18 protein-coding genes are annotated in these 21,641 nt (G+C 34.8%); 8 read left to right on the plus strand and 10 right to left on the minus strand.

What is annotated here, in order from left to right:
• Positions 1-72: 72 nt before the first annotated feature.
• A complete protein-coding gene (locus J0383_RS01115; protein ID WP_207296618.1) occupies positions 73-945 on the minus strand; it encodes a helix-turn-helix domain-containing protein in 873 nt (290 codons plus the stop codon).
• A 126-nt stretch (positions 946-1,071) separates the two neighbouring features.
• Here J0383_RS01115 and J0383_RS01120 point away from each other — a divergent pair, with 126 nt between their 5' ends.
• The 3 genes from J0383_RS01120 (at position 1,072) to J0383_RS01130 (ending at position 3,818) form a co-directional block, all read left to right on the plus strand.
• Complete coding sequence (locus J0383_RS01120) at positions 1,072-1,662, plus strand: TetR/AcrR family transcriptional regulator (RefSeq protein WP_207296619.1); 591 nt, start codon at positions 1,072-1,074, stop codon at positions 1,660-1,662.
• Between the two features lie 81 nt (positions 1,663-1,743).
• Positions 1,744-2,196, plus strand: coding sequence for a PaaI family thioesterase (locus tag J0383_RS01125; protein ID WP_239023210.1), 453 nt, complete (start codon positions 1,744-1,746; stop codon positions 2,194-2,196).
• A gap of 71 nt (positions 2,197-2,267) precedes the next feature.
• On the plus strand, positions 2,268-3,818 hold the full coding sequence (locus J0383_RS01130; RefSeq protein WP_207296620.1) for a DHA2 family efflux MFS transporter permease subunit: 1,551 nt from the start codon (positions 2,268-2,270) through the stop codon (positions 3,816-3,818).
• A 45-nt stretch (positions 3,819-3,863) separates the two neighbouring features.
• On the opposite strand, the gene galA is transcribed toward J0383_RS01130, so the two are convergent.
• The gene (galA, locus tag J0383_RS01135) at positions 3,864-6,692 is read right to left on the minus strand and encodes a beta-galactosidase GalA (RefSeq protein ID WP_207296621.1); all 2,829 of its coding nucleotides are present in this window, start codon (positions 6,690-6,692) and stop codon (positions 3,864-3,866) included.
• A 213-nt stretch (positions 6,693-6,905) separates the two neighbouring features.
• Between galA and J0383_RS01140 the strand changes: the two genes are divergently transcribed.
• From J0383_RS01140 to J0383_RS01150, 3 genes are read left to right on the plus strand one after another with little or no spacing between them, the layout of a single operon-like run.
• Positions 6,906-7,289 carry a hypothetical protein gene (locus J0383_RS01140; RefSeq protein WP_207296622.1) on the plus strand — a complete coding sequence of 128 codons (384 nt, stop codon included), beginning with the start codon at positions 6,906-6,908 and terminating at the stop codon, positions 7,287-7,289.
• Positions 7,290-7,303: 14 nt separating this feature from the next.
• Entirely contained in the window at positions 7,304-8,170 is an 867-nt protein-coding gene (locus tag J0383_RS01145; protein ID WP_207296623.1) for a chromate resistance protein ChrB domain-containing protein, read from the plus strand.
• Between the two features lie 57 nt (positions 8,171-8,227).
• On the plus strand, positions 8,228-8,722 hold the full coding sequence (locus J0383_RS01150; RefSeq protein WP_207296624.1) for a hypothetical protein: 495 nt from the start codon (positions 8,228-8,230) through the stop codon (positions 8,720-8,722).
• Between the two features lie 146 nt (positions 8,723-8,868).
• Here the strand turns inward: J0383_RS01150 and J0383_RS01155 are convergent, their stop codons facing one another.
• Positions 8,869-9,273 carry a lysozyme inhibitor LprI family protein gene (locus J0383_RS01155; protein WP_207296625.1) on the minus strand — a complete coding sequence of 135 codons (405 nt, stop codon included), beginning with the start codon at positions 9,271-9,273 and terminating at the stop codon, positions 8,869-8,871.
• Between the two features lie 89 nt (positions 9,274-9,362).
• Positions 9,363-9,854 carry a TlpA family protein disulfide reductase gene (locus J0383_RS01160; protein ID WP_207296626.1) on the minus strand — a complete coding sequence of 164 codons (492 nt, stop codon included), beginning with the start codon at positions 9,852-9,854 and terminating at the stop codon, positions 9,363-9,365.
• A 365-nt stretch (positions 9,855-10,219) separates the two neighbouring features.
• On the opposite strand from J0383_RS01160, the gene J0383_RS01165 reads away from it, so the two are divergent.
• Positions 10,220-10,522 carry an ArsR/SmtB family transcription factor gene (locus J0383_RS01165; RefSeq protein ID WP_207296627.1) on the plus strand — a complete coding sequence of 101 codons (303 nt, stop codon included), beginning with the start codon at positions 10,220-10,222 and terminating at the stop codon, positions 10,520-10,522.
• Between the two features lie 7 nt (positions 10,523-10,529).
• Complete coding sequence (locus J0383_RS01170; protein ID WP_207296628.1) at positions 10,530-11,636, plus strand: NADH:flavin oxidoreductase; 1,107 nt, start codon at positions 10,530-10,532, stop codon at positions 11,634-11,636.
• 198 nt (positions 11,637-11,834) lie between these two features.
• On the opposite strand, the gene J0383_RS01175 is transcribed toward J0383_RS01170, so the two are convergent.
• From J0383_RS01175 to J0383_RS01200, 6 genes are all read right to left on the minus strand, one after another.
• Positions 11,835-12,953 (minus strand): acyltransferase family protein, encoded by a 1,119-nt coding sequence (locus J0383_RS01175; RefSeq protein ID WP_207296629.1) that lies wholly within the window; start codon positions 12,951-12,953, stop codon positions 11,835-11,837.
• 160 nt (positions 12,954-13,113) lie between these two features.
• Positions 13,114-13,761, minus strand: coding sequence for a DUF1349 domain-containing protein (locus J0383_RS01180; RefSeq protein ID WP_207296630.1), 648 nt, complete (start codon positions 13,759-13,761; stop codon positions 13,114-13,116).
• 122 nt (positions 13,762-13,883) lie between these two features.
• Positions 13,884-16,100 carry a glycoside hydrolase family 3 C-terminal domain-containing protein gene (locus J0383_RS01185; RefSeq protein WP_207296631.1) on the minus strand — a complete coding sequence of 739 codons (2,217 nt, stop codon included), beginning with the start codon at positions 16,098-16,100 and terminating at the stop codon, positions 13,884-13,886.
• A gap of 209 nt (positions 16,101-16,309) precedes the next feature.
• Positions 16,310-17,953 (minus strand): DUF6377 domain-containing protein, encoded by a 1,644-nt coding sequence (locus tag J0383_RS01190; protein WP_207296632.1) that lies wholly within the window; start codon positions 17,951-17,953, stop codon positions 16,310-16,312.
• A gap of 179 nt (positions 17,954-18,132) precedes the next feature.
• On the minus strand, positions 18,133-20,394 hold the full coding sequence (locus tag J0383_RS01195) for an acyl-CoA dehydrogenase family protein (protein ID WP_207296633.1): 2,262 nt from the start codon (positions 20,392-20,394) through the stop codon (positions 18,133-18,135).
• 264 nt (positions 20,395-20,658) lie between these two features.
• Positions 20,659-21,576, minus strand: a complete 918-nt coding sequence (locus J0383_RS01200; protein WP_207296634.1) for an EamA family transporter — start codon at positions 21,574-21,576, stop codon at positions 20,659-20,661.
• Between the last annotated feature and the right edge of the window lie 65 nt (positions 21,577-21,641).

A 21,641-nucleotide genomic window follows, 5' to 3' on the forward strand; every position in this document is an offset into this window, starting at 1 on the left:
GAACAAATGTAGTGTAATACTCCAATCCAGAAATAACAATATTCAAACAAAAAATTATGAAATTGAAACAATTTACATTCTGAGCGATTTTGGAACCGTTCCTGTAAGTCTTTTAAAGTAATTATTAAAGTAACTTGGATATTCAAACCCCAATGAATACCCAATGTCCGAAATACTCCAATCCGTATGCTGCAATAAGGCTTTGGCTTCTGTAATAATTCGATCCGTAATATGAGCAGTTGTGGGTCTTCCTGTTACTTCTTTTACAGAACGATTTAAATGATTTACGTGAACCGAAAGGCTCTGCGCATAATCCTGCGGCGTTTTTAAACAAAGCGGCTGATCTTTGGTTTCAATTGGAAATTGTCTTTCCAGCAGTTCTAAAAACAAAGATGTTATGCGAGATGAAGCATTTTTATGTCTGAAGAAATTCTCCGACGGCTGCATTTTCATCGATTCATGAATAATCAAATTGATGTAATTGCGCATCAAATCGTCTTTGAACACATAATCAGTTTCGTATTCTTTGATCATTTTTTGAAAAAGCGAATCGATAAATACCTTTTGTTCAGGAGTTAATGAAAAGATTGGCGTTCCTCCTATTTTAAATAACGGCGATTCGTGAAGCGTTTCGGAGCGATCTTTGGCTTTTAGGAATTCTTCTGTAAAAACACACGCATACCCTTCATATTCCTGAGAAATAGTTTCCCATGAATACGGAATTATTGGATTACCGAAAAAGAGAATTGTTCCGTCCGTTTCTATTCCGCGATCCGCATAATGTATACGGCTTTGGCTGGTATTGATGCAGATTTTGTAAAAATCCCTTCTGCTATACACCGGAATTTTACTAATATCATCATTCAATTTATAAACTTTAAAACCTTTCAGCATTAAATCTGAGGAATTAAAATCGCAGTTCTGATTATCCATTTGATTATTCATTTGACAAAGTTATGAAAATCAAACAATACTTTTATTTTTTTGTTTTAACGTATTTTTAATTTGAAAGAAGAAAACTTGTAAAATTATACCAATCGGTATATATTTGCAATATCAATTTAGATCATCATGAGTAAAGCAGAAAGAACCCGACAGTTTATTATCGAAAAAACAGCCCCTATTTTCAATACTAAAGGGTACAGCGGTACTTCTATGAGTGATATTATGGAAGCAACTGGACTTTCAAAAGGAAGTATTTACGGTAATTTCGAAAACAAAGATGAAGTAGCGATCGCCGCTTTCAGATTTAACATCAAAAAACTTATTGCAATTTTTGATACTGAAATCGACAAACAAAAAACTTTTAAAGACAAGCTTTTAGTATATCCCAGACTGTATTCTGATTATTATAATTTGAGAGTCACTGCAGGTGGATGTCCGATTATTAATACTGCAACTGAGGCCGACGACACACATCCAGTTTTGAAGAATAAAGTGGAAAGAACCATTCTAGCCTGGAAAGACAAATTGATTGCTTTAATTGAAGGTGGAATTACTTCTGGAGAATTCAAAGCAAAAAACATCAATCCCGAAAGGACAGCTTTATCTATTATTGCTACTATCGAAGGCGCCATCATGATTGCCAAAGTAACCGGAAATTTATCTCACTTATCTTCCATAATGGCTGCTGTATCTAAAACTATAGAAGACTTAGCATAAGAGTAATCTTTAATGATTACTTTTTTTATTCCCAAAAATATACCGATTGGTATAATAATTAAAATCTAAATATCACATTACATGGAAACAAAAACAAGATTACAAGTATTACAAGATTACATAGGCCGTGAATTTACGGTTTCACCCTCACCTTTTATGCTTTGGATGAACCCGATTGTTCTTGAAGCAAAGGAAAATGGTGTCGCATTTCAGTATATAATCCGTGAAGAAATGTCGAATCCAGTGAAAAGTCTTCATGGTGGCGTAACCGCCGCTATTGCTGACGACTGCATTGGTGCGATGATGTTTTCGCTGGATGAAGAAACTTTTTATACCACGATAAATCTTGTGATAGATTATTTTACTCCTGCTTTTGTTGGTGATACTATTATTGCCAGAAGTTCTATGGTGCGAAAAGGGAAACAAATGGTGAATGCACAATGTGAAATCTGGAATCATAATGAAACCCGTTTGATTGCCAGAGCTACTTCTAATCTTTTAAAAACCAATTTGGTAAAAAAAACGCTTCAATAATTTTTACAACTGATTACCAGAATCCCTTTTTTTTATCTTTAAAAATATACCGATTGGTATAAATTAAAATTATGACACCATTAATTCGTAAACTACTCATATTTACTGTAATCCTTGCTGCGATTATGGAATTAATCGATATTTCGATTGTAAATGTGGCGCTTTCGCACATGAGCGGTAATCTTGGTGCAACGCTCGAAGATACTTCTTGGGTAATCACAGCGTATGCCATTGCCAATGTAATTATTATTCCCATTACAAGTTTTTTGAGCGGTAAACTCGGAAGACGTAATTATTATATTGGTTCGATTGTTTTATTCACTTTCTGTTCTTTTATGTGCGGACATTCGTCTAATATCTGGATGCTGGTTTTCTTCCGATTTTTGCAGGGAATCGGCGGAGGCGCTTTATTATCAATTTCGCAGGTAGTTGTTTTCGAGCAGTTTCCAAAAGAAAAACAGTCCACAGCTGGAGCATTATTTGGTGCAGGAGTTTTTATAGGTCCAACGATTGGCCCTACACTTGGCGGATATATAACTGAAAACTACGACTGGCCTTGGATTTTCTTAATCAACATTCCAATTGGGATTTTTGTTGCTATTTCGTGTTACTTTTTGCTTCGCGAACCAGAAATAAAACCACCAACTGCAAAAGTCGACTGGACTGGGATTGGTTTACTGGCTGTTGGCGTAGGTGCTTTACAAACGGTTTTAGAACGAGGCGAAGTCGAAGACTGGTTCGAAACCCGATATATTGTTGTATTAACCGTAATTGCTGTCACTACCCTGCTCTTCTTTATTTATTGGGAATTATCAATTGAAAATCCCGTTGTAAATCTTCGGGTTCTTAAAAGTAAATCCTTAAGTATCGCAGCCGTTCTGACTTTTGTAACCGGTTTTGGAATGTTTATTTCTATTTATATAAGTCCAGTAGTGGCACAGCGTCTTTTGAGTTTTTCTCCGTATCAAACAGGATTGTTACTTCTGCCCGGAGCTATATTGGCTTTAGTCGCCCTAAAAATATGCGGTACTTTGCTTCAAAAAGGCGTTTCTCCTGCAATTGTTATTGCTATGGGATTTATCATTTTTATTTACTTCAACTGGCGAATGTCGGGAATAACGTTAAATACCAGCGGTGCAGAAGTGGCTGCTTCGCTTATTTTCAGAGCAATTGGGATGGCTTTACTCACGGTTCCCTTAACCATGCTTGCGGTTTCTTCTCTTGAAGATAAAGATGTTGGACAAGGCGCCGCACTTAATAATATGATGCGTCAGCTGGGTGGTTCGTTTGGTGTATCGATTATCAATACATACGTCGCCCATAGATTTGCCGAACATCGGAATGTATTAGTTTCAAATGTAAATCCAAGCAATATTAAAGCTATGGATCGACTGAACGCTTATATCACGTATTTTCAATACAGAGGATTTACATATAATGAAGCACGCGCTAAAGCTTTAAAACTTATGGAAAACATTATTCTGAAACAGTCTTCTCTGCTCAGTTATCGCGATGCGTTTTTCTTTGTAGGTTTGTTTTTTATTGCGGCGCTGCCGTTATTATTATTTGTGCTCAGCAAATCCAAAAAACCGCAGACCAATCTGGTTATTTCGGATCATTAAAATCAAAAAGCAGTAATCTGGCATTTTAAGATTACTGCTTTTTAATTATTTCTTAAACCCCATATTTAAAGTTCCCGTTTTTAAACCGTTAGCGAAAGCTGAAAGAATAACCTCTTTTGCATTTTCTTCTTTTTGGATAATAATCTGAGCATATCCATTAAAAAGCTTTCTTTTCCAAGGTTTGGCAGGCGTTATCACTTGAATAATTCCAGGATCTGTATTCATAACGTCCCAGTCTTTTATTTTTTGTAAAGGTGTTGCGGCAATATAAATTGCGTTTTTACCTTCTTTTAAAACTGTAAAATCCAAAACATATTTCTGAGAATCTTCAGCACTTGGATTTATTAGGTGTCCGTTGACAAAAACTACTGTTTCAATTCCTATTTTCTTATAAAAGAAACTCACCGTATTTGAAGCCGAATACTTCTTTAAATCAAATTCTCCTCTATAAATATGCGATGGCGCTTGTTTTTTATAATCACGGTCTTGAAAAGCTGTAATCCATTCATTTTCTGGATAGCTAGATAATTCATTTGGCAAAGATGCCGATGTACCTTTCTGTTCCTGAAAATGCGTTATAGAAACCAATTCAACATCATCCAGAAACTGATCTTTTTCTAAAGAAGTTGGATCGCCATTTCCTACTCCTAAAATCTTTCCTCCTTTTATTGAAAATGTAATTTCATCATTTGCAGTAGGAACATGTAAGCCGTTTTTATCGGTAACCTCAACCGTAACAACCTTAACATTTCCTTCTGAAAGATTTTCTTGGTCTGTTGATAGTTTTATGTTTTCAGCTTTTCCAGTTGTTTTTTGAACTTCGGTTAAAATCTTTCTTCCGTTTTTATATCCAACAGCTTCTAAAGTTCCGGGCACATACTTTACTTTCCATTCTAAATGACTGTTGATTTCCATCTTCTTCTTACCCAGACTTTTTTTGTTTAAGAAAAGTTCCACTTCATCACAATTCGAATGCACCCAGACCTCAATTTCTTTGCCTTGCATTCCGTTCCAGTTCCAATGCGGCATGATATGCAAAACAGGTTTGTTTGTCCACCATGATTTCAAATAAAATACGTTGTCTTTCGGGAAACCGCAGACATCCATCATTCCAAAATAAGACGTAACCGACGGCCAGCCGTACGGAGTGGGTTCGCCTCGATAATCAAATCCTGTCCAAATGAACATTCCTGCCAGGTAAGGTCTTTCGGCATAAAACTTCCAGCCTTCTTCTATACTATAAAATGTCGGACGTGGTTTTCGATCATAAGCACTTTGATAATGTTTGGCATCATCTGTAAAATAAATGCCTCTTGTAGCAAAAGTCGAACCTTCTTCTGTCCCCATTCCCGGCTGATTTTTAAATTCATTTCTATGGGCATCAATATCTCCGTTTCCGAGATAATTATATCCCATAATTTCAACCACAGATGAAATGCCGCTTTTAAACCCGCTGCTGATTCCAACCGTTACAGGTCTTGTTGAATCAATGCTTTTGGCAAAATCCTGCATAACATTTGTAATTCTTTCGCCCACAATGTTACCTTCTATATTCCATTCTTCGTTTCCAACTGACCAGCAGAAAATACTTGGATGATTTCGATCGCGTTTCATCATTCGCTCCAAATCATTCAAATGATAATCGTTAATTCCCATTAAGCGCGTTTCGTCTATAACCAGCATTCCCAGTTTATCGCAGGCTTCCAACAATTCGGGTGTTGGCGGATGATGCGAACAACGATACGCATTCGAACCCATTTCTTTTAGTTTCTGGATTCTGTAATATTGAATTTCATCAGGCAGAGCCGTTCCAATTCCGGCATGATCTTGATGATTGTTGGTTCCTTTTAATTTTAAAGATTTTCCATTTAGAAAAAATCCTTTTTCAGCATCAAATTTGATTGTTCTAATGCCAAAAGAAGTTTCATAACGGTCTATTATTTTCCCGTTTTGTTTTAATTCTGTCACTAATCGATACAAATTTGGCAAATCAATATCCCACAACTTCGGATTGTGAACAATCAATTTTGATTTGTAATTGGCTGATTTATAAAACTCAGGAACCGTTATACTTTCAGAAGTATTTGCATTTTGTTTATCCGAAGCATCAAAAATAGTCTGAATCACTTCGACTGAACCTTTGTAATTTCCTTTATTTTCAATTGTAATTTCGGCTGTAACTTCAGCATTATCAGCTTTAACTTCAGAAGTTACATACGTTCCGTTTAACGCAATATGAACTGGATTTGTTTTCTTTAAATATACGTGTCTGTAAATTCCAGCACCTTCATAAAACCAGCCTTCTTCCATAGAGGCATCGGCACGGACCACAATTGTATTTTCTCCTCCATAATTAACATAAGCCGTTACATCATATTCAAATCCGTTATAACCGCTTTGTTCTGTCCCAAGGTAATAACCGTTGAAGAAAACTTTTGAATTTCTAAAAACGCCATCAAATTGCAGGGAGATTATTTTTCCTTTATCAGTTTCTGGAATCGTGATTTTTTTTCGGTACCAGCCAATACTTTTTTCAGGAAAACCTTTTCCAGCCATTTTAAATCCGTGGCTGAAACTTCCGTTTTCGCCAAAAGGCTGTTCTACTGCCCAATCATGAGGGAGATCAAGCTTTCGCCATGCGCGGTCATCAAAATCTTTTGACGCAGGTCCGTCTCCAAAACCGGTTTTCGTCAAATAAGAAAAATATCCTTCAGCGTGTCCAAAATCTTTTTTGGTATCGTATAAATGTCCAAATGAAAAACGCCAGTCTTTATCAATTACAATCCATTCCCGATCTGATTTATTCTGGGCAAAAGTCAGGTTGTACATGACAATAAAAAACAGCGTAAAGATTTTAGAAACTATAATTTTCATAAAAGTGGTTGGTCAGTTAGAATGTTTAAAAAGATAAAATTAAGCTATAAAGCCGGTTTAAATTAATAGTATTTTGTCAAAACACTCACACTTACTTTATTTTAAGGGGTAAAAATGAAGGGCAAAAATTTAGAATCATTCTATTGGCTATACTTTTTAAAATAATTTTCTTTTGGTGTAATTTTATATTAAATTTTTAAAAGCAGAGAGAATATGAGTGTTATTAAAGATGAAAAAAAGCTTCTGAACACCATTAAACGAATCGATGAAAAGATCGATAAGATTAATGATCAAAAGATAGTTGCCTTTTTTGAATCTCTTGGATTAACAGAAAGAGAGGACGTTCCCAAGAATTTTCTGGACTGGGAAACGATTCTTATTATCGTTCCCGACCGCCACATTTCGCATGAACTAAAATATTATAAATTCTCTATATCACGACTTTTTTTCGTAACCAATCCTTATGCCGACAAGATTCATATTTATGATTTTGACCAATGGAAAAGCGTTACGCGAAATAAAACTCAATTTCAAATTAGGGAAATGATGAAGACGAATTTTGGCGGTGTGAAAAACCTATCCAAAGATCAAGACTAAATCAAATTATTATCATGAAATGGATCACACGGGAAAGGCCCAAAATTGACAGAATTGCGTGCCCTTGGCTTATTAAAAAATTTATCGATTCTGAGGCTGAATTCCTGTATGTTCCTTTCGATGATGTTCTCAATAAAGCAAAGGAACTAAATGCCGTTCCGTTTGATATTCCAAATGTAGAATACAGTCATTACAATGAAGAGTGCACCTTTGACTATATTGTAAAAAAACATCAAATTACAGATCCTGCTGTTTTAATAATGGCAAAAATTGTTCGTGGCGCCGATACAGATCGTCATGACCTTGCAAAAGAAGCTGCTGGACTCTGGGCAATTTCAGCCGGATTAGCTCATAATATAACTGATGATCAAGAACTTCTTGAAACTGGATTAAAGCTTTATGATGGGCTTTACAGCTGGGCTTCTTATTTATACCATCAAAATCATCTTGAAAATAGTCCTTTCGAAAGTCTGCTTCAGGAAGTATACAAAAAGTTTCTTTCTGAAAAGAAATCCAGTAAAAAAACACCTTCGTGGGTCAAAGAACTCAAAGAAATTATACAGGATCAAATCGATACCCAGTTTAATTTTGATCTGAAAAAGATTTCAAATGATTTAGAATTAAACCCATCTTATTTATCAAGAGAGTTTTCAAAGTATTTTGAAGATTTAAATTTTGGTGAATATGTTCGTAAATTACGAATTGAAAAAGCGATCAATTTAATTCAAAATTCGGATCTTACTTTAACTGAAATTGCTTATATGACAGGATTTTCAGATCAAAGTCATTTTACCCGAATATTTAAACTTCACACTGGAAAAAATCCTTCTTCATACAGAAAAAACGCTTCAAAAAGTAAACCAGATACAAAAGGTAAATAGTGTTCTATTTACTGAAGTTGTAAATATATAGCTTTGTTTTACTAAACAAAACTATTTATGACTACCAGGCTTTTTTATTTATTGATCTTATTTGTTTCAGCAAATATGTATTCTCAAACAGTTTATCCTAAAATAACGGGATATTTTGGCATTATGCATCCTATTGTGACTGTTAGCAGTGAACAAACCAATGTAAATTTTCGAGATTATTATGCTGTAGGTTTTCCAACGGGAATTAATATTTGGAAAAATCAAAAAATAGGATTTTCATTTGAAGTAGTTCCTAATATTAAAGTTCAAGGCGACAGCGATAAAGTAACCAACTTGTTATTTCACCCAGGTGTTTTAGTGGCATTGGGAAATGGTTATACCTTTGCTGGAAGAGCTGCTTTTGAAAGCGGCGGAAGATATGGAGTAACGCCTGTGTTTAATAAAACTATTATCAAAAGTGAAAGCTGCAGTTATTATGCGGCGATTCCGCTTCCAGTGCGTTTTGGCAATGATCATCCAACTTCGTTTACAGTTGGTTTTCAATTTGGGATCGCTTTTTAAATTCCCCGAATTTCAAATTAGAAAATGTTGAAGACAACTTTGGCGGATTTAGGAAACGAACACGGAAACAAGTAACTAAATTTAAAAAATTAAAGGCCCATTTCTTTATTGATTTGGGCTTTTCTATTTTCTCGTTAATCCTAAAACTAACCTTTTTGAATAAGCTCTTTTACTCTGCCAAAAACAAATTTTGCCTGCTCATCATAAATAATCATATCAAAATCTTGTGTTCCTTCAATAAAATTTCCTTCCTTTTTGGTATCTGCATATACTTTTTGAAAAAACTGATCTCGTTTTTTAAGCCATGCTAATTGTTCTTTCTTTAGCTTTGATTGTTCTTTTGAACTCATCTTAGCTTTAAGATTTTTATACGATACATTCAACAAACTATCAGACTGATTGTAATACTCAAGAGCACAATTTCGCATATTGTTACCTTTATCCAGACACTTTTGGTATTTTGATTTTAATTTATAAATCGTTTCAAGCGTCTGTGAATTTGATTTCAATGAAATAAATACCAACAATACTAAAAGTGCTTTTTGAATCATAATATCTTAATTTAAGTATTCGTAAGATTTTTTCATATTAAAAAAACAAAAATATATAAGCATTAGCTAGCTTACACGTAATAAATTTATTATTGTGCTAATTGATTTTGAATCATATCTTCTAAAGCTTTCCCATGGATATTCTTTGCCAGGATGATTCCGTTTTTATCTATCAGGAAATTCAAAGGAACTGACTGCAGCATATAATCTCCCACAACTGGTGAAGTCCAGTATTTTAAATCACTTACATTTGTCCAAGGCAGTTTCCCTTTTGCAATTGCAGCTAACCAAAGCGGCTTTTTTGTATCCATAGAAACACCATAAATCGATAATTTGTCAGGATAAGCATTGTGCAGTTTTAATAATAAGGGCTGTTCTTTGATGCAAGGTCCGCACCATGAAGCCCAAAAATCAACTAAAACCAGCGAACCTCTTAAAGAAGAAAGCGCTACATTTTCTCCCTTTGTATTTGGAAGATCGATTTCTGGAGCAATATCACCAACATCGACACCTATAACCTGTGCTTTTGAACTGGTGATCACACAACATAAGAATGCTACGATAAGTAAAGTTTTTTTCATAATTAAGTTTAAAATTAGATTATAGGGCTGAAATTTATCTCTCGTAAAGTCGCAGAGTCGTCAAGTTTTAGATCTAAGTTTGAATTATTCGGCTAAAGCCTTCCTCTTTTACTCTTTTTTAACCTCCAGCTAAAGCAAAAGGCAATTCATAAAAACTTCTTGACTCTGCGTCTTTGCGAGATTATTCTAAAAACAAATATAAAATTTTCTTTGACAGAATTCCTTGACCTGCGAAAACTTTCTTCTTTCTTCTTTACTCTTTACTCTTTACTCTTTACTCTTTACTCTTTACTCTTTACTCTTAAAATTATCCTAAATATTTTTCTCTTAATTGATATATCGGGAAAAGTCGATATATTTGCTTCATGGAACCGATAGAAATTTTTAAAGCATTATCTAATAAGTCCAGATTGCAAATGCTGGAATGGCTAAAAGAGCCTGAATTAAACTTTCCGGGACAGCTTGAACATGCCGGATTTGAACATGGTGTGTGTGTTGGACAAATTCAAGCCAAAGCCGGTTTAACACAATCCACAGTATCTGAATATCTCTCTATTTTACAGCGCGCTGGTTTTATTGAAGCCAAACGTGTTGGACAATGGACGTATTATAAACGTAACGAAGGTGCCTTTGAAGCACTCAGTAAATTAATTCAATCTAATTTGTAAAATTACTATGAGTACAAACAACCTGTTTTCACCATTTAACTTAAAAACGTTAAATCTGAAAAACCGAATCGTAATGGCGCCAATGACGCGCTCTTTTTCTCCTAACGGAGTTCCAACTGATGATGTAGCCGCTTACTACCAAAAAAGAGCGGAAGGCGAAGTTGGATTAATTTTATCTGAAGGAACTGTTATTGACAGAAAATCTTCTTCTAATGATGCGAATGTTCCTCACTTTTATGGCGACTTAGCTTTAAGCGGATGGAAAAAAGTAATTGATGGAGTTCATGCTGCGGGCGGAAAAATGGGACCGCAGATCTGGCATATGGGAATTATGGACAATCACCATTCTGGATGGGTGCCGCCTGTTCCATTTGAAGGTCCGTCTGGTTTAAACCGACCTGATTTTAGAAATGGTATTGCTATGTCTGAAAAAGATATTGAAAATACTATTTTGGCTTTCGGAAAAGCTGCTGCTGATGCAAAAAGATTAGGTTTTGATACCATCGAAATTCATGGAGCGCACGGTTATTTAATCGACCAGTTCTTTAGAGCCGAAACGAATTTGCGAGACGATATTTACGGAGGAAAAACACTTCCAGAACGTAATCGTTTTGCTATTGAAGTCATAAAAGAAATCAGAAAACAAGTAGGAAATGATTTCGCCGTAATCATGCGTTTTTCTCAGTTCAAACCTTCAGATTACAATTATAAACTGGCTAAAAATCCACAGGAATTAGAAGCTTGGCTTACTCCTCTTGTTGATGCGGGTGTTGATATTATTCACGCTTCACAACGTCGTTTCTGGGAACCAGAATTTGAAGATTCTGATTTGAACTTTGCTGGATGGGCTAAAAAAGTAACAGGTGCACCAACTATTACAGTTGGTTCTGTTGGACTTTCTGGCGATTTCTTTGGTGCATTTGCAGGAGAAAGCTCTCAACCTACTTCATTAGACGAATTAAACAGACGTTTCGACAGAGGCGATTTTGATTTGGTTGCTGTGGGAAGACCTCTTTTATCTGATCCAAATTGGGTGGCAAAAATCAAAGCTGGAAAAACTAATGAATTAAAAGGTTTCAGCAAAGAAGCTTTAGGACAATTGGTTTTGGAATAATTTTTTTAACATACAAAGTTACAAAGGTTCAAGGGACAAAGTTTCTACATGGACTTTAAAAAGTAAAGGGATAACAATTAAGTTTATCCCTTTTTTGAATATCTATAACTAACAAAATTAGAAATTCAATATTTTTATTAAGGTTCAGAGTTGCAGAGGTTCAAAGGAACAAAGATTGCCTTTGCCTCTTTGTCCCTTTTAATTAACTATTTTTTGAAATTTATTCTGAAGCCATTTACGAACTGGTTCGTCATATAATTTTAAACATAAATAAGCAAGAACAATACTGGCAACTAAAACACCAATTCCTACTCCGTATCCTTGATTTATAGTTACTTTATTATCTACAACCCAAGCCGTAAACCAATAAATAAGTGGATAATGTGTAATGTAAATTGGGTATGAAATGTCGCCTAAAAGTTTACATACTTTGTTTGAGAATTGGCTTTTAATCTGACCGCCTGCTCCAATTGCCACAATAATAGGAAATACTAGAATAATGCAGAATGATTCGTATAGACCATTCATCCACAAAGTATTTTCATCTCCAAATCTAGGAAGTGCCAAAACAATTGTGATTAATATACTGCAAATCCAGAATGCGCCTTTTATATGAATCAATTTTCCTAAACGAGATAATAAAACTCCAGCAAAAAACGGATATAATAATCGGGTAAAGCCAACATTCATTTGCGCTATGTTCAGCGACCAGCCTCCTATCACATCTCCTTTGGGTCCAAAAACTGTATAGTTAATTAACAGTCCGGCAAATATCAGCACAAAAACTGATAATACTTTGTTCGAAAATTTACGGAAAAACAGGGCGTACAAGATGTTTGCAATATATTCGAAAAAAAGTGACCATGCCGGACCATTTAAAGGATGCATTTCGCCCCAGCCTCTAATTTCCATAGAAGGCGGAATTGGCAGTAAAGTAAAACCAATAATCATGGTTAAAATTACTTTCCAAACCGGCATTGCAGCAATCTGAGGGAATAATATGTCTGATGCTTGAAAATAGTAAAAGAGAGCCCCAATGATCATTCCAAGGATCACCATTGGTTGTAAACGAATCAATCGGCGTTTGTAGAATTCCCATTGCGTCATGTTTCCCCAGCGGTCATCATAGGCATACGCCACCACAAATCCCGATAAAAGAAAAAAGAAATCAACAGCCAGATAGCCGTGATTGATAATTTGTATAAAACGGTTTCCGCCGCCAAAAGCTTCAAAAATATGAAACGCCACTACTAAAATAGCCGCAACTCCGCGCAGACCGTCTAGAATCTCGTAATGTTTTTTAGGTTGAATATTCATTTTGGGTTGATAGTTTATTGTTGATGGTTGATGGTTGATAGTTGATGGTTTATTGTTGATGGTTAGTCAAGCAATTTTTAATTTTTAATTTTTAATTTTTAATTTTTAATTTTTAATTTTTAATTTTTAATTTTTAATTTTTAATTTTTAATTAAAACAATTACTGATGATTTTTAAGCCATTCTAATCTTCTTTGGTCTGGTAAATGCTTTACGGTGAAGTTTTCGAATTTTGCTTCAAAACCTTTTCCATCAGGAGAAGCAGCCATTAATCCTACCATTACTGGTTTATTATCTTCTAAAGGTGCATTTCTCGTCAAAATGTAGTTTTTATCATCCAAAGAATAAAAGACCTCAATAGCATCTAATCTTCTAACTACTTTAATCCAGATAAATGGAGGTGCTTTTTCTAAAGTAGTAACGCTCCAATCGCTTTTTTCATGTGTTACAACTGTACTCACATTGAATTTTCCATCAACAAACTCTACTCCTGTTTTAATGTAGTTTTTTTCATCTGTACGAATCATTAAACCCATCTGGTCAAAACGAGCAATATAATTTCCGGTTAGTTTTACTTTTGCTTCAAATTCACCACCATAATTCGCATAATAAAACGGAGCATCGTCTACTGTAAAACCATAATGCGAAATTCTCCAGTAATCACTATTTGCAGTAACATTCATAATTAGGGCATTGTTTTTAATTTCCCATTTTTCAGGTTCATTGAACCACTGCATTTTACTTAATGTCTGCGCTGAAAGATTTTGAAATAAAATAAAGATTGTACTCAGTAATAGTATTCGTTTCATGATATGTTTTTTATGAGATTGATGATATTAAAAATATTTTACTTCTAAATTAAACGATAAAGCAAAGCTGCAAATTTTACACTTGCAGCTTTACAACCAACCAAATTTAGAAATAATGAAATTTATTGAAGTGAGAATTCCACTTTAGATTTTATGTCTGCAGAAGATGCTCCGATTACTGCTTCAAAAGCTCCCGGTTCAGCAACCCAGTCGTGTTTTTTGTCATCGAAGAAACTTAAAGCTGTTTTATCGATTGTAAAGGTTACTGTTTTTTCTTCTCCTGCTTTAAGAGCTACTTTTTCGAAACCTTTTAATTCTTTTATCGGACGTGGCAATGAAGATTTTAAATCACTGATATACAACTGAACAACTTCTGATCCGTCACGGCTTCCTGTATTTTTAACAGAAACTGAGAATGTAATTTTATCTCCCGCTGTTATTTGTTTTTTATCAGCCGTTACTTTTCCATAAGCAAAAGTCGTGTAGCTTAAACCGTGACCAAATGGAAATAATGGTTTGATTTTGTTTTTGTCTGCCCAACGGTATCCAACAAAAATTCCTTCGTTGTATTTTACGTCATCTCCACCTGGAAATTCTCCTAAAGCGTGAGCTCCGTTATCGTTTAATTTTACTGGGAAAGTGAAAGATAATTTTCCAGAAGGATTCACATCTCCAACTAAAACATTTGCTAAAGCGTTTCCAGCTTCAGTTCCTAAAAACCATCCTTGAACAACTCCTGGAACTTCTTTAATCCAAGGCATTGCAACAGCATTTCCAGAGATATTTATAAAGACAATATTTTTGTTAACCTTTGCTAATTCGCTGATTAATTTATCTTGACCATAAGGCAGGTTTAATTCTTTACGATCGTGACCTTCGTCATCCTGATTTGGACTTTTGTTCAAACCTCCAATGAAAAGAACGATATCAGCATCTTTGGCAATTTTTAAAGCTTCTGCAGTTAATTCAGCCTGCGGACGTTTTTCTTCTAAGCTTACTTTTGCTACAACTCCATTATAGTTACTCGTAGGATCTCCTACGTACCCTCTTGCGTAAACAATTTCAGCTTGGTTTCCAATTCTTTTCTTTAATCCTTCAAGAGGTGTGATTTCGTATCTTGCTTTTAGAGAAGAACTTCCTCCTCCAACTGTCATCATTTTGATAGCATTTTCACCAATTACAGCAATCTTTTTCGTTTTAGAAAGATTGATTGGCAGAATGTTATTGTTGTTTTGTAATAATACAATTCCTTCTTCGGCAATTTTACGACCTGCTAAAGCGTGTTCTTCTGTTCCAAAAGATCCAAACGGACGGTTTCTGTCCATTGTAGTTAAGAAAGCCAAACGAAGAATGCGACGTACTTTTTCATCTAATTCTTTAGTTCCAACTTCTCCTTTTTTAATCATTTCAGAATATGGTTTTGCTAAATAATAGTTATCATAAGCATTGCTTGTTCCCCATGAAAGACCATTTGTCCAAGAACCAAATTCCATATCCAAACCATTGTGAATAGCTTGTTTCGTATCGTTTACTCCACCCCAGTCAGAAACCACGACTCCTTTGAAGCCCCATTCTCCACGAAGAATATCGTTTAACAAATATTCGTTGTGGCAGCACTGCTGACCTTTATATTTATTGTATGATCCCATGATAGACCAAACTTCACCTTCTTGAACCGCTGCTTTAAAAGCCGGAAGATAGATTTCGTATAAAGCACGATCGTCTACGATTACGTTTACAGAGTTACGGTTTGTTTCTTGATTGTTTAATGCAAAGTGTTTTACACAGGCAGCAACCCCGTTTGATTGTACTCCTTTAATATAAGGAACTACCATTTTGGCAGCCAGGAACGGATCTTCTCCCATATATTCGAAGTTACGTCCGTTTAATGGGCTTCTGTAGATGTTTACACCAGGTCCTAATAATACGTTTTTGTTACGGTAACGCGCTTCTTCACCAATAGATTTACCATATAAAGAAGACAATTCTTTGTTCCAAGTTGAAGAAAGTGCTGTAAGAGCTGGGAAAGCAATACAAGAATCGTTTGTCCATCCTGCCTGATCCCATTCGTCCCATTTTACTTCAGTACGAATTCCGTGAGGACCATCTGTCATCCAGTTTTCTGGAATTCCAAGACGTTTTACACCTGGAGAACTAAATTTAGACTGCGCATGAATCATGGCAATTTTTTCTTCGGTTGTCATTCGCTTAAGCGCATCCTCTACACGCTCACTAATTGGCTTTTTATCATCAAGATAAACCGGAACTTTATTTTGTGCATTCAATCCGAATGAACTCAATAAAACTAAAACAACGATTGTTTTAACGTTTTTAAACATAACTATTATTATTTATTTTAAGCATTCAATATCGATAAAAGTACTAGTGGTCAGAAGTACCTTTTTATAATATTGTAAAACTAAAACGTTATCGTACATGTTACATTTTTGAACGCAAAAAAGTAGTGATTTAAAAAATTAAAATATTGATTTACAATTACATAAATAAAAAAAAGCACTAAAAAAAGTAGTGCTTTTAAAATATTTTTCTAGGATTTCAATGCCATAGAACCTATTTTCATGACCATTTCTTCGAAATCATTTCGCGAAACTGCGGCTTTATTTCGACCTCGCGTTCTATAATTGTAAATTGTGCTTAAAGAATAACGAAGAAATGCCGCTATCTTAACGCTGTCTGTAATTCCAAGTCGGATTAAGGCAAAAATTCGAAGTTCGGTATTTAGCAACTCGCCTTGTTTTAAAACAATCTGCTCTTCGGGAATTAAAAGGGCATTAAAATCTTTTACAAAAGTGGGATACAAATTCAAAAAGATAATATCGAAGTTTTTGTAAAGTTCTTCGAGTTCATTATCTACTAAAGTGGTTGATTTTAATATTTTATAAATCTCATCAAACTGTTTTGCCGTCGCTTTTTTATTTAAAATGATACGGTAATTCTCTAGTTTGTTGATGTAAGTCGAGCAAAGACTGAAAAAATGCGCAATGTATTCTTCTTTAACATGATTAGATTCAGATAATTGCGAATTGGTTTCCTGAAGCTGCTCATTCGTTTGGGTAATGTCTTTGTTCAATTCAGCTAGTTTCTGGCTTGTTTCATATAATTCGCCACGAATTCTTGAAACCTTTTTCATTTGTTTGTAAACATAAATTACCGCAGCTACTAAAAAAACCGACAATAAACTGATACACAACAAATAAAGCTGTAATTCGGTTTTTCGCTTGGCTTCTTTTTCTAAATAAACGGTATTGATAATCGAATAAACTTCCGACATTAAAAGGGTTCGAAACTGCACATTACAATACAAAGCATCTTCAATTGCCGACTGTGTAAGCTTATACGCCATATCAACATCTCCTATTTCGTAAAAAACCAACGCTAATTCCTGTAATGAGGCATTATCTTTATTGGCATTTTTAAGATCTGAAGTGGCCGAAAGTGCGTAATATTTCTTTCTAAGTTCCAGGTTATTAGTCGCTTCATTAATTTTTCCCAGCAAATAGGTAATCATCGCATATTGCGGATTTTCTTCGGGAGTAACTTGCAATAGATCTTGTAATTTCTTCTGCGTGTTATTAAATTTTTTATGGAATATATCCTGTTGAATGCGGTTTATTTTATAATCTAAAGATTTAGGGTCTAGAATGGTAAGCAGTGAATCTCTGTATTTGATGATTTGCTGGCGGTATTCTTCATTGTAACTATTAGCCGCGTAATGTTCAAAAAACTCTCTGTATGAAATATAATAGGTTGGCAGTAATTGTGCAGAAAGTGTTTTTTTATTGATGCTTTTCAGAATGGCTTCAGATTCGCGGTATTTTCCTGAAGATGAATATAAGGTGACTAATTGCAGCCGAGCCAAAGTTAAAAGGTCTTTATTCTGAAGTTGTTCAGCAATATTGATATTTTTTTTTACATATCGAATCGCCGAATCTGAATTGAATTTCTGATATTCTAAGTATAAGGTTTTGTTGTAATTGTACTCCTGCTCTTTGGTTAAAGTTTCAGATTTTATTTTTTTAAAGTTTAAAATACGTTCTTCTTTGAGTTTAACGTAATGCTGTTTGTTTTTAATAGCATTGTTTAATTTATCCAAAATAACATCTTCGCTATCCAATGCAAAAACTGGAAAGCAGCATAAAAAAGCACAAAGCAGTAAAAGGTGGTTCTTCACTGGAAAAAAGATAGATAGTTTTTGAGCAAATATATAAAAAAGGTTCTGAGGTTCTAAGTTACTATCCCAATAGTGATGGGATTCAGTTTTTCTTTTGGCCACGAATTACGCCAATGAACACAATTTTTTAAAATCTTAAATTAGTGAGAATTAGTGCAATTCGTGGCAAAAAAAACTTTTTAGCAATTAGCAATTGGCGCCGCTAAACAGCTTTCGGGAATATCAAAAGCATTTACAAGAGCAACCGCATCCGGACGAATGTCCCAACATAGCTGATTAACCATTTTTCGGATTGCTTTTGTTTTCACGGCTTCCATATAACCATCTTCCAAATACCAAGCTTTATTTTTTTCCAGTTGAGAAAGAGCAAATAATTGATATAATCGGGTTAGGATTTGTTTTGAATTTTCGTCTTCAATAGCTTTTAAAGCTTCCTGAAACTGTTCTAAAACAATACGTTCCAAATAGGCCTGCGCCACATCAATCATTTGATGCTGTACAACATTGAAGGCATCATAAGCTTCTAATCCGCCATCAACTAATTTTTTGATACGTCTGGCAGCAGAAGCTAATATTGTTTTTTCTCTATGTACGAATGCCTGTAAATGGAATTCACTGTCCAGTAAATGTTCGTCTTCTGTTCTTCTGGTTGCAATTGGATTTTTTTCGGCAAGAGCCGTTTTAGCATTTTCATATACATAGTTAATAATGCCTAAAGATCCCATTTCTCCAAATGATTTTCTAAATTCAGACAAACGGTTTTTTGCTACCAATTGCATTAAAACGGTATTATCACCTTCAAAAGTGGTGTAAATTTCAGTATCATTTTTCAAGGCGTCAATTCGGTTTTCAGATAAATATCCTTTTCCTCCGCACGCTTCACGGCATTCCTGCAAAATATCTCTTGTGCTCCAAGTTGAATATGATTTCATACCGGCTGCCAAAGCTTCGATTTCCTGCATTTCTGCTTCGGTTCTGTTCAAAAATCTATTGGTTAAATATTGAAGCGCAAAATGGACTGCGTAGGTTTTCGCCAAATGTGGCAATAATCTTCGCTGATGCATTCTGTAGTTTAAAATCGGAACTTCTGATCCGCCTTCAGGTCCGAATTGTCTTCTCTGGTCGCTATAGCGAATGGCAATTGTTAAGCCTGATTTGGCTGCAGCCAAAGCTGATCTTGGTATTCCGATTCTTCCTCCCACCAAAGTTCCTAACATCGTGAAAAATCTTCGATTGTCACTCGGAATCGTACTTTCGAATTCTCCTTTTTCATTTACTGAAGCAAAACGATCCAGCATATTTTCTTTTGGAATTACAACTTTGTTAAAACTTATGGTTCCGTTATCAACGCCGTTTAATCCCATTTTATGACCGCAATCTCCAATCGTAACTCCGTTTAGAACATTTCCTTCAGTATCACGTAACGGCACTACAAAGGCATTTACCCCATAATCATGACCGTCAATAATAAGTTTTGCGAAAACAGTTGCCATTTGTCCGTGAACTGCAGCGTTTCCGATATATTCTTTCTGGGCGTTTTTATTTGGCGTGTGAATGACAAACGTTTGATCTTTATGATTATAAGTTGCTGTGGTTTCCAAACCTTTTACGTTTGATCCGTGATGAGTTTCGGTCATGGCAAAACAACCTGGAAGTTTTAATGAACCAATATCTTTTAGATATTTTGCATAATGTTTTTCGGTTCCAAGCGACTGAACGCTCATTCCCCAAAGGCCAAATTGTACTCCAAATTTAATCACTAAACTCAGATCATGATAACTCAGCGTTTCCATAATGGCAAAATAATCTTCTACATTTCCCCCTCCGCCGTATTCTTTAGGATAAGCCATATTTCCTAAATTTTCATCGGCTAGAATTTTACACCAATTGTAAACTGTTTCACGAAATACATTAATATCAGTCGATGTTTCATATGCAAATTCTGGTCGGGAAATAACCGATTTTACTTTTTTAATAATTGGCGCTTCTTTTCCATCCAGAAATTCGGTGATCTTTTTTATATCGAAGTTCTTAGAAGTCTGTGAATTGGCTGTAAACGAACTTGCTTTTGTTTTGAAATTCTGAAGTGCTTCTTCGCCTAAAATCCCAAGATCATTTTCTAATTTTCTAAAATCGGCTTCAATTGGCCCTACATCCAAATCATCTCCCGAAAGTGCGTTTGCAATATCAAAAATGGATTTTATAGAGGATTTATCTGCAATACTTTTTTCAATATCCTGTTTCCATTGTGTCAGTTCATTTCGCGAAGGCGGATTTGCAATATCTACTTTTGAAAGCAGAAATTCTTTTTCATCATCAGACAAAGCTGGCAATGAGTTGATAAATCCTTTTAAAGTGACAAATTCCTTATGCGTCAGTAAATCATCTGACCACACTAAATAAAATAACGGAGTAAAGGCTTGAAGTTTGGTATTTTTCATAAATATTTGATTTGGATAATTTTTATCTGCTACAGATTTTTCGCCACGAATTCACGAATTTTTTCAATTTAAATTTTAAAGTAATTCGTGAATTCGTGGCGAATCTTAAGACAAAGAAATTAATTCTTTTAATCTGTATAATCTGTGGCTTTATTTATTTTACTGCATAAAAAAACAGGAATGAAAAATACTCATTCCTGTTTTAAAACCCTGTTAAGATTCTCGTAATTTTATACCTTAAACCAATAAAAAATACAAGATTAGCTATTGAGAATCTTTAGACGACAGGATATATTTTTGCTTTATGGCAAAAAGATGATGTGAATTAAAAATTAACACGGCAATAAATACTAATGCGTAAGCTGCAATTTGTAACGGACTTATATTTTCTTTAAAGAAAAAAGCAGCCAGCATAAAAGCAATCATCGGATTGATATTCAACAACATTCCCACAGTTGAAGAATTGATTCCTGAAAGTGCATACAAATTGAGAAATAACGGAATTATAGTAAAGACAATGGCAATAGTTTCAATGAAGAAATAAAACCTGAATTCAGTTGGCACTGGTCCGCTGTATGTTGGATAAAAAGGCAATAAAACCAAAGCTGACAAGGTAATGTGAAAAGTCAGCATGATGAATTTATCAAAACCTTTATTTATACGCTGGCTCACCAAATAACACGCATATGTAAGTCCGATAATGATTCCGAAAAACATATCCATAATATCAGCATACGACAAAAGCAGAATCCCCAATATACTTAGACTTACCGCCAGCCATTGTGTTTTCACTAATTTTTCTTTTAATATAAAAAAGGCTAGTAAAGTGGTTAAAATCGGGCAGACCAAATACGCCAGCGATGCAGCTTTTACGGTTACGTGATTCATGGCATAAATAAACGTAAACCAGTTTGCCATCAAAAAGAAGCTTCCGCCAATGTTTAGCAAAACTGCTTTTTTCTTTTCGGGAGCAGAAAGTGATTTGAACAAAACTACTGTTTCTTTTATTTTGTTTCTTTTGAATAACAAAGCAATCAAGAGCATTAAAATACTGCAGCTAAAAACTCTGTAAAACAAAATATCAATTGACGCGTAATCATGAATTGGTCGTAAAACCAGACTGAAAAATCCCCAAGTTGTAAAGGCGGCAATAGCGGCTATATAGTATTTTGTTGTTTTCACGATTTGTATCTCTTTTTGATGTGACAAATTTCTAAAAAATAAAATAGCAATACAGATACAGTTTT

It is taken from the genome of Flavobacterium endoglycinae (genome assembly GCF_017352115.1).
GTDB classification, from domain to species: Bacteria; Bacteroidota; Bacteroidia; order Flavobacteriales; family Flavobacteriaceae; genus Flavobacterium; species Flavobacterium endoglycinae.

What these genes read in the sequence shown, in the direction of transcription:
- J0383_RS01180 (WP_207296630.1), bottom strand. Translation starts at nt 13,761, where the DNA reads ATGAAACGAATACTATTACTGAGTACAATCTTTATTTTATTTCAAAAT.
- J0383_RS01155 (WP_207296625.1), bottom strand. Translation starts at nt 9,273, where the DNA reads ATGATTCAAAAAGCACTTTTAGTATTGTTGGTATTTATTTCATTGAAA.
- J0383_RS01125 (WP_239023210.1), top strand. Translation starts at nt 1,744, where the DNA reads ATGGAAACAAAAACAAGATTACAAGTATTACAAGATTACATAGGCCGT.
- J0383_RS01185 (WP_207296631.1), bottom strand. Translation starts at nt 16,100, where the DNA reads ATGTTTAAAAACGTTAAAACAATCGTTGTTTTAGTTTTATTGAGTTCA.
- J0383_RS01145 (WP_207296623.1), top strand. Translation starts at nt 7,304, where the DNA reads ATGAAATGGATCACACGGGAAAGGCCCAAAATTGACAGAATTGCGTGC.
- J0383_RS01115 (WP_207296618.1), bottom strand. Translation starts at nt 945, where the DNA reads ATGAATAATCAAATGGATAATCAGAACTGCGATTTTAATTCCTCAGAT.
- J0383_RS01165 (WP_207296627.1), top strand. Translation starts at nt 10,220, where the DNA reads ATGGAACCGATAGAAATTTTTAAAGCATTATCTAATAAGTCCAGATTG.
- J0383_RS01150 (WP_207296624.1), top strand. Translation starts at nt 8,228, where the DNA reads ATGACTACCAGGCTTTTTTATTTATTGATCTTATTTGTTTCAGCAAAT.
- J0383_RS01160 (WP_207296626.1), bottom strand. Translation starts at nt 9,854, where the DNA reads ATGAAAAAAACTTTACTTATCGTAGCATTCTTATGTTGTGTGATCACC.
- J0383_RS01175 (WP_207296629.1), bottom strand. Translation starts at nt 12,953, where the DNA reads ATGAATATTCAACCTAAAAAACATTACGAGATTCTAGACGGTCTGCGC.
- J0383_RS01130 (WP_207296620.1), top strand. Translation starts at nt 2,268, where the DNA reads ATGACACCATTAATTCGTAAACTACTCATATTTACTGTAATCCTTGCT.
- J0383_RS01120 (WP_207296619.1), top strand. Translation starts at nt 1,072, where the DNA reads ATGAGTAAAGCAGAAAGAACCCGACAGTTTATTATCGAAAAAACAGCC.
- galA (WP_207296621.1), bottom strand. Translation starts at nt 6,692, where the DNA reads ATGAAAATTATAGTTTCTAAAATCTTTACGCTGTTTTTTATTGTCATG.
- J0383_RS01140 (WP_207296622.1), top strand. Translation starts at nt 6,906, where the DNA reads ATGAGTGTTATTAAAGATGAAAAAAAGCTTCTGAACACCATTAAACGA.
- J0383_RS01170 (WP_207296628.1), top strand. Translation starts at nt 10,530, where the DNA reads ATGAGTACAAACAACCTGTTTTCACCATTTAACTTAAAAACGTTAAAT.
- J0383_RS01195 (WP_207296633.1), bottom strand. Translation starts at nt 20,394, where the DNA reads ATGAAAAATACCAAACTTCAAGCCTTTACTCCGTTATTTTATTTAGTG.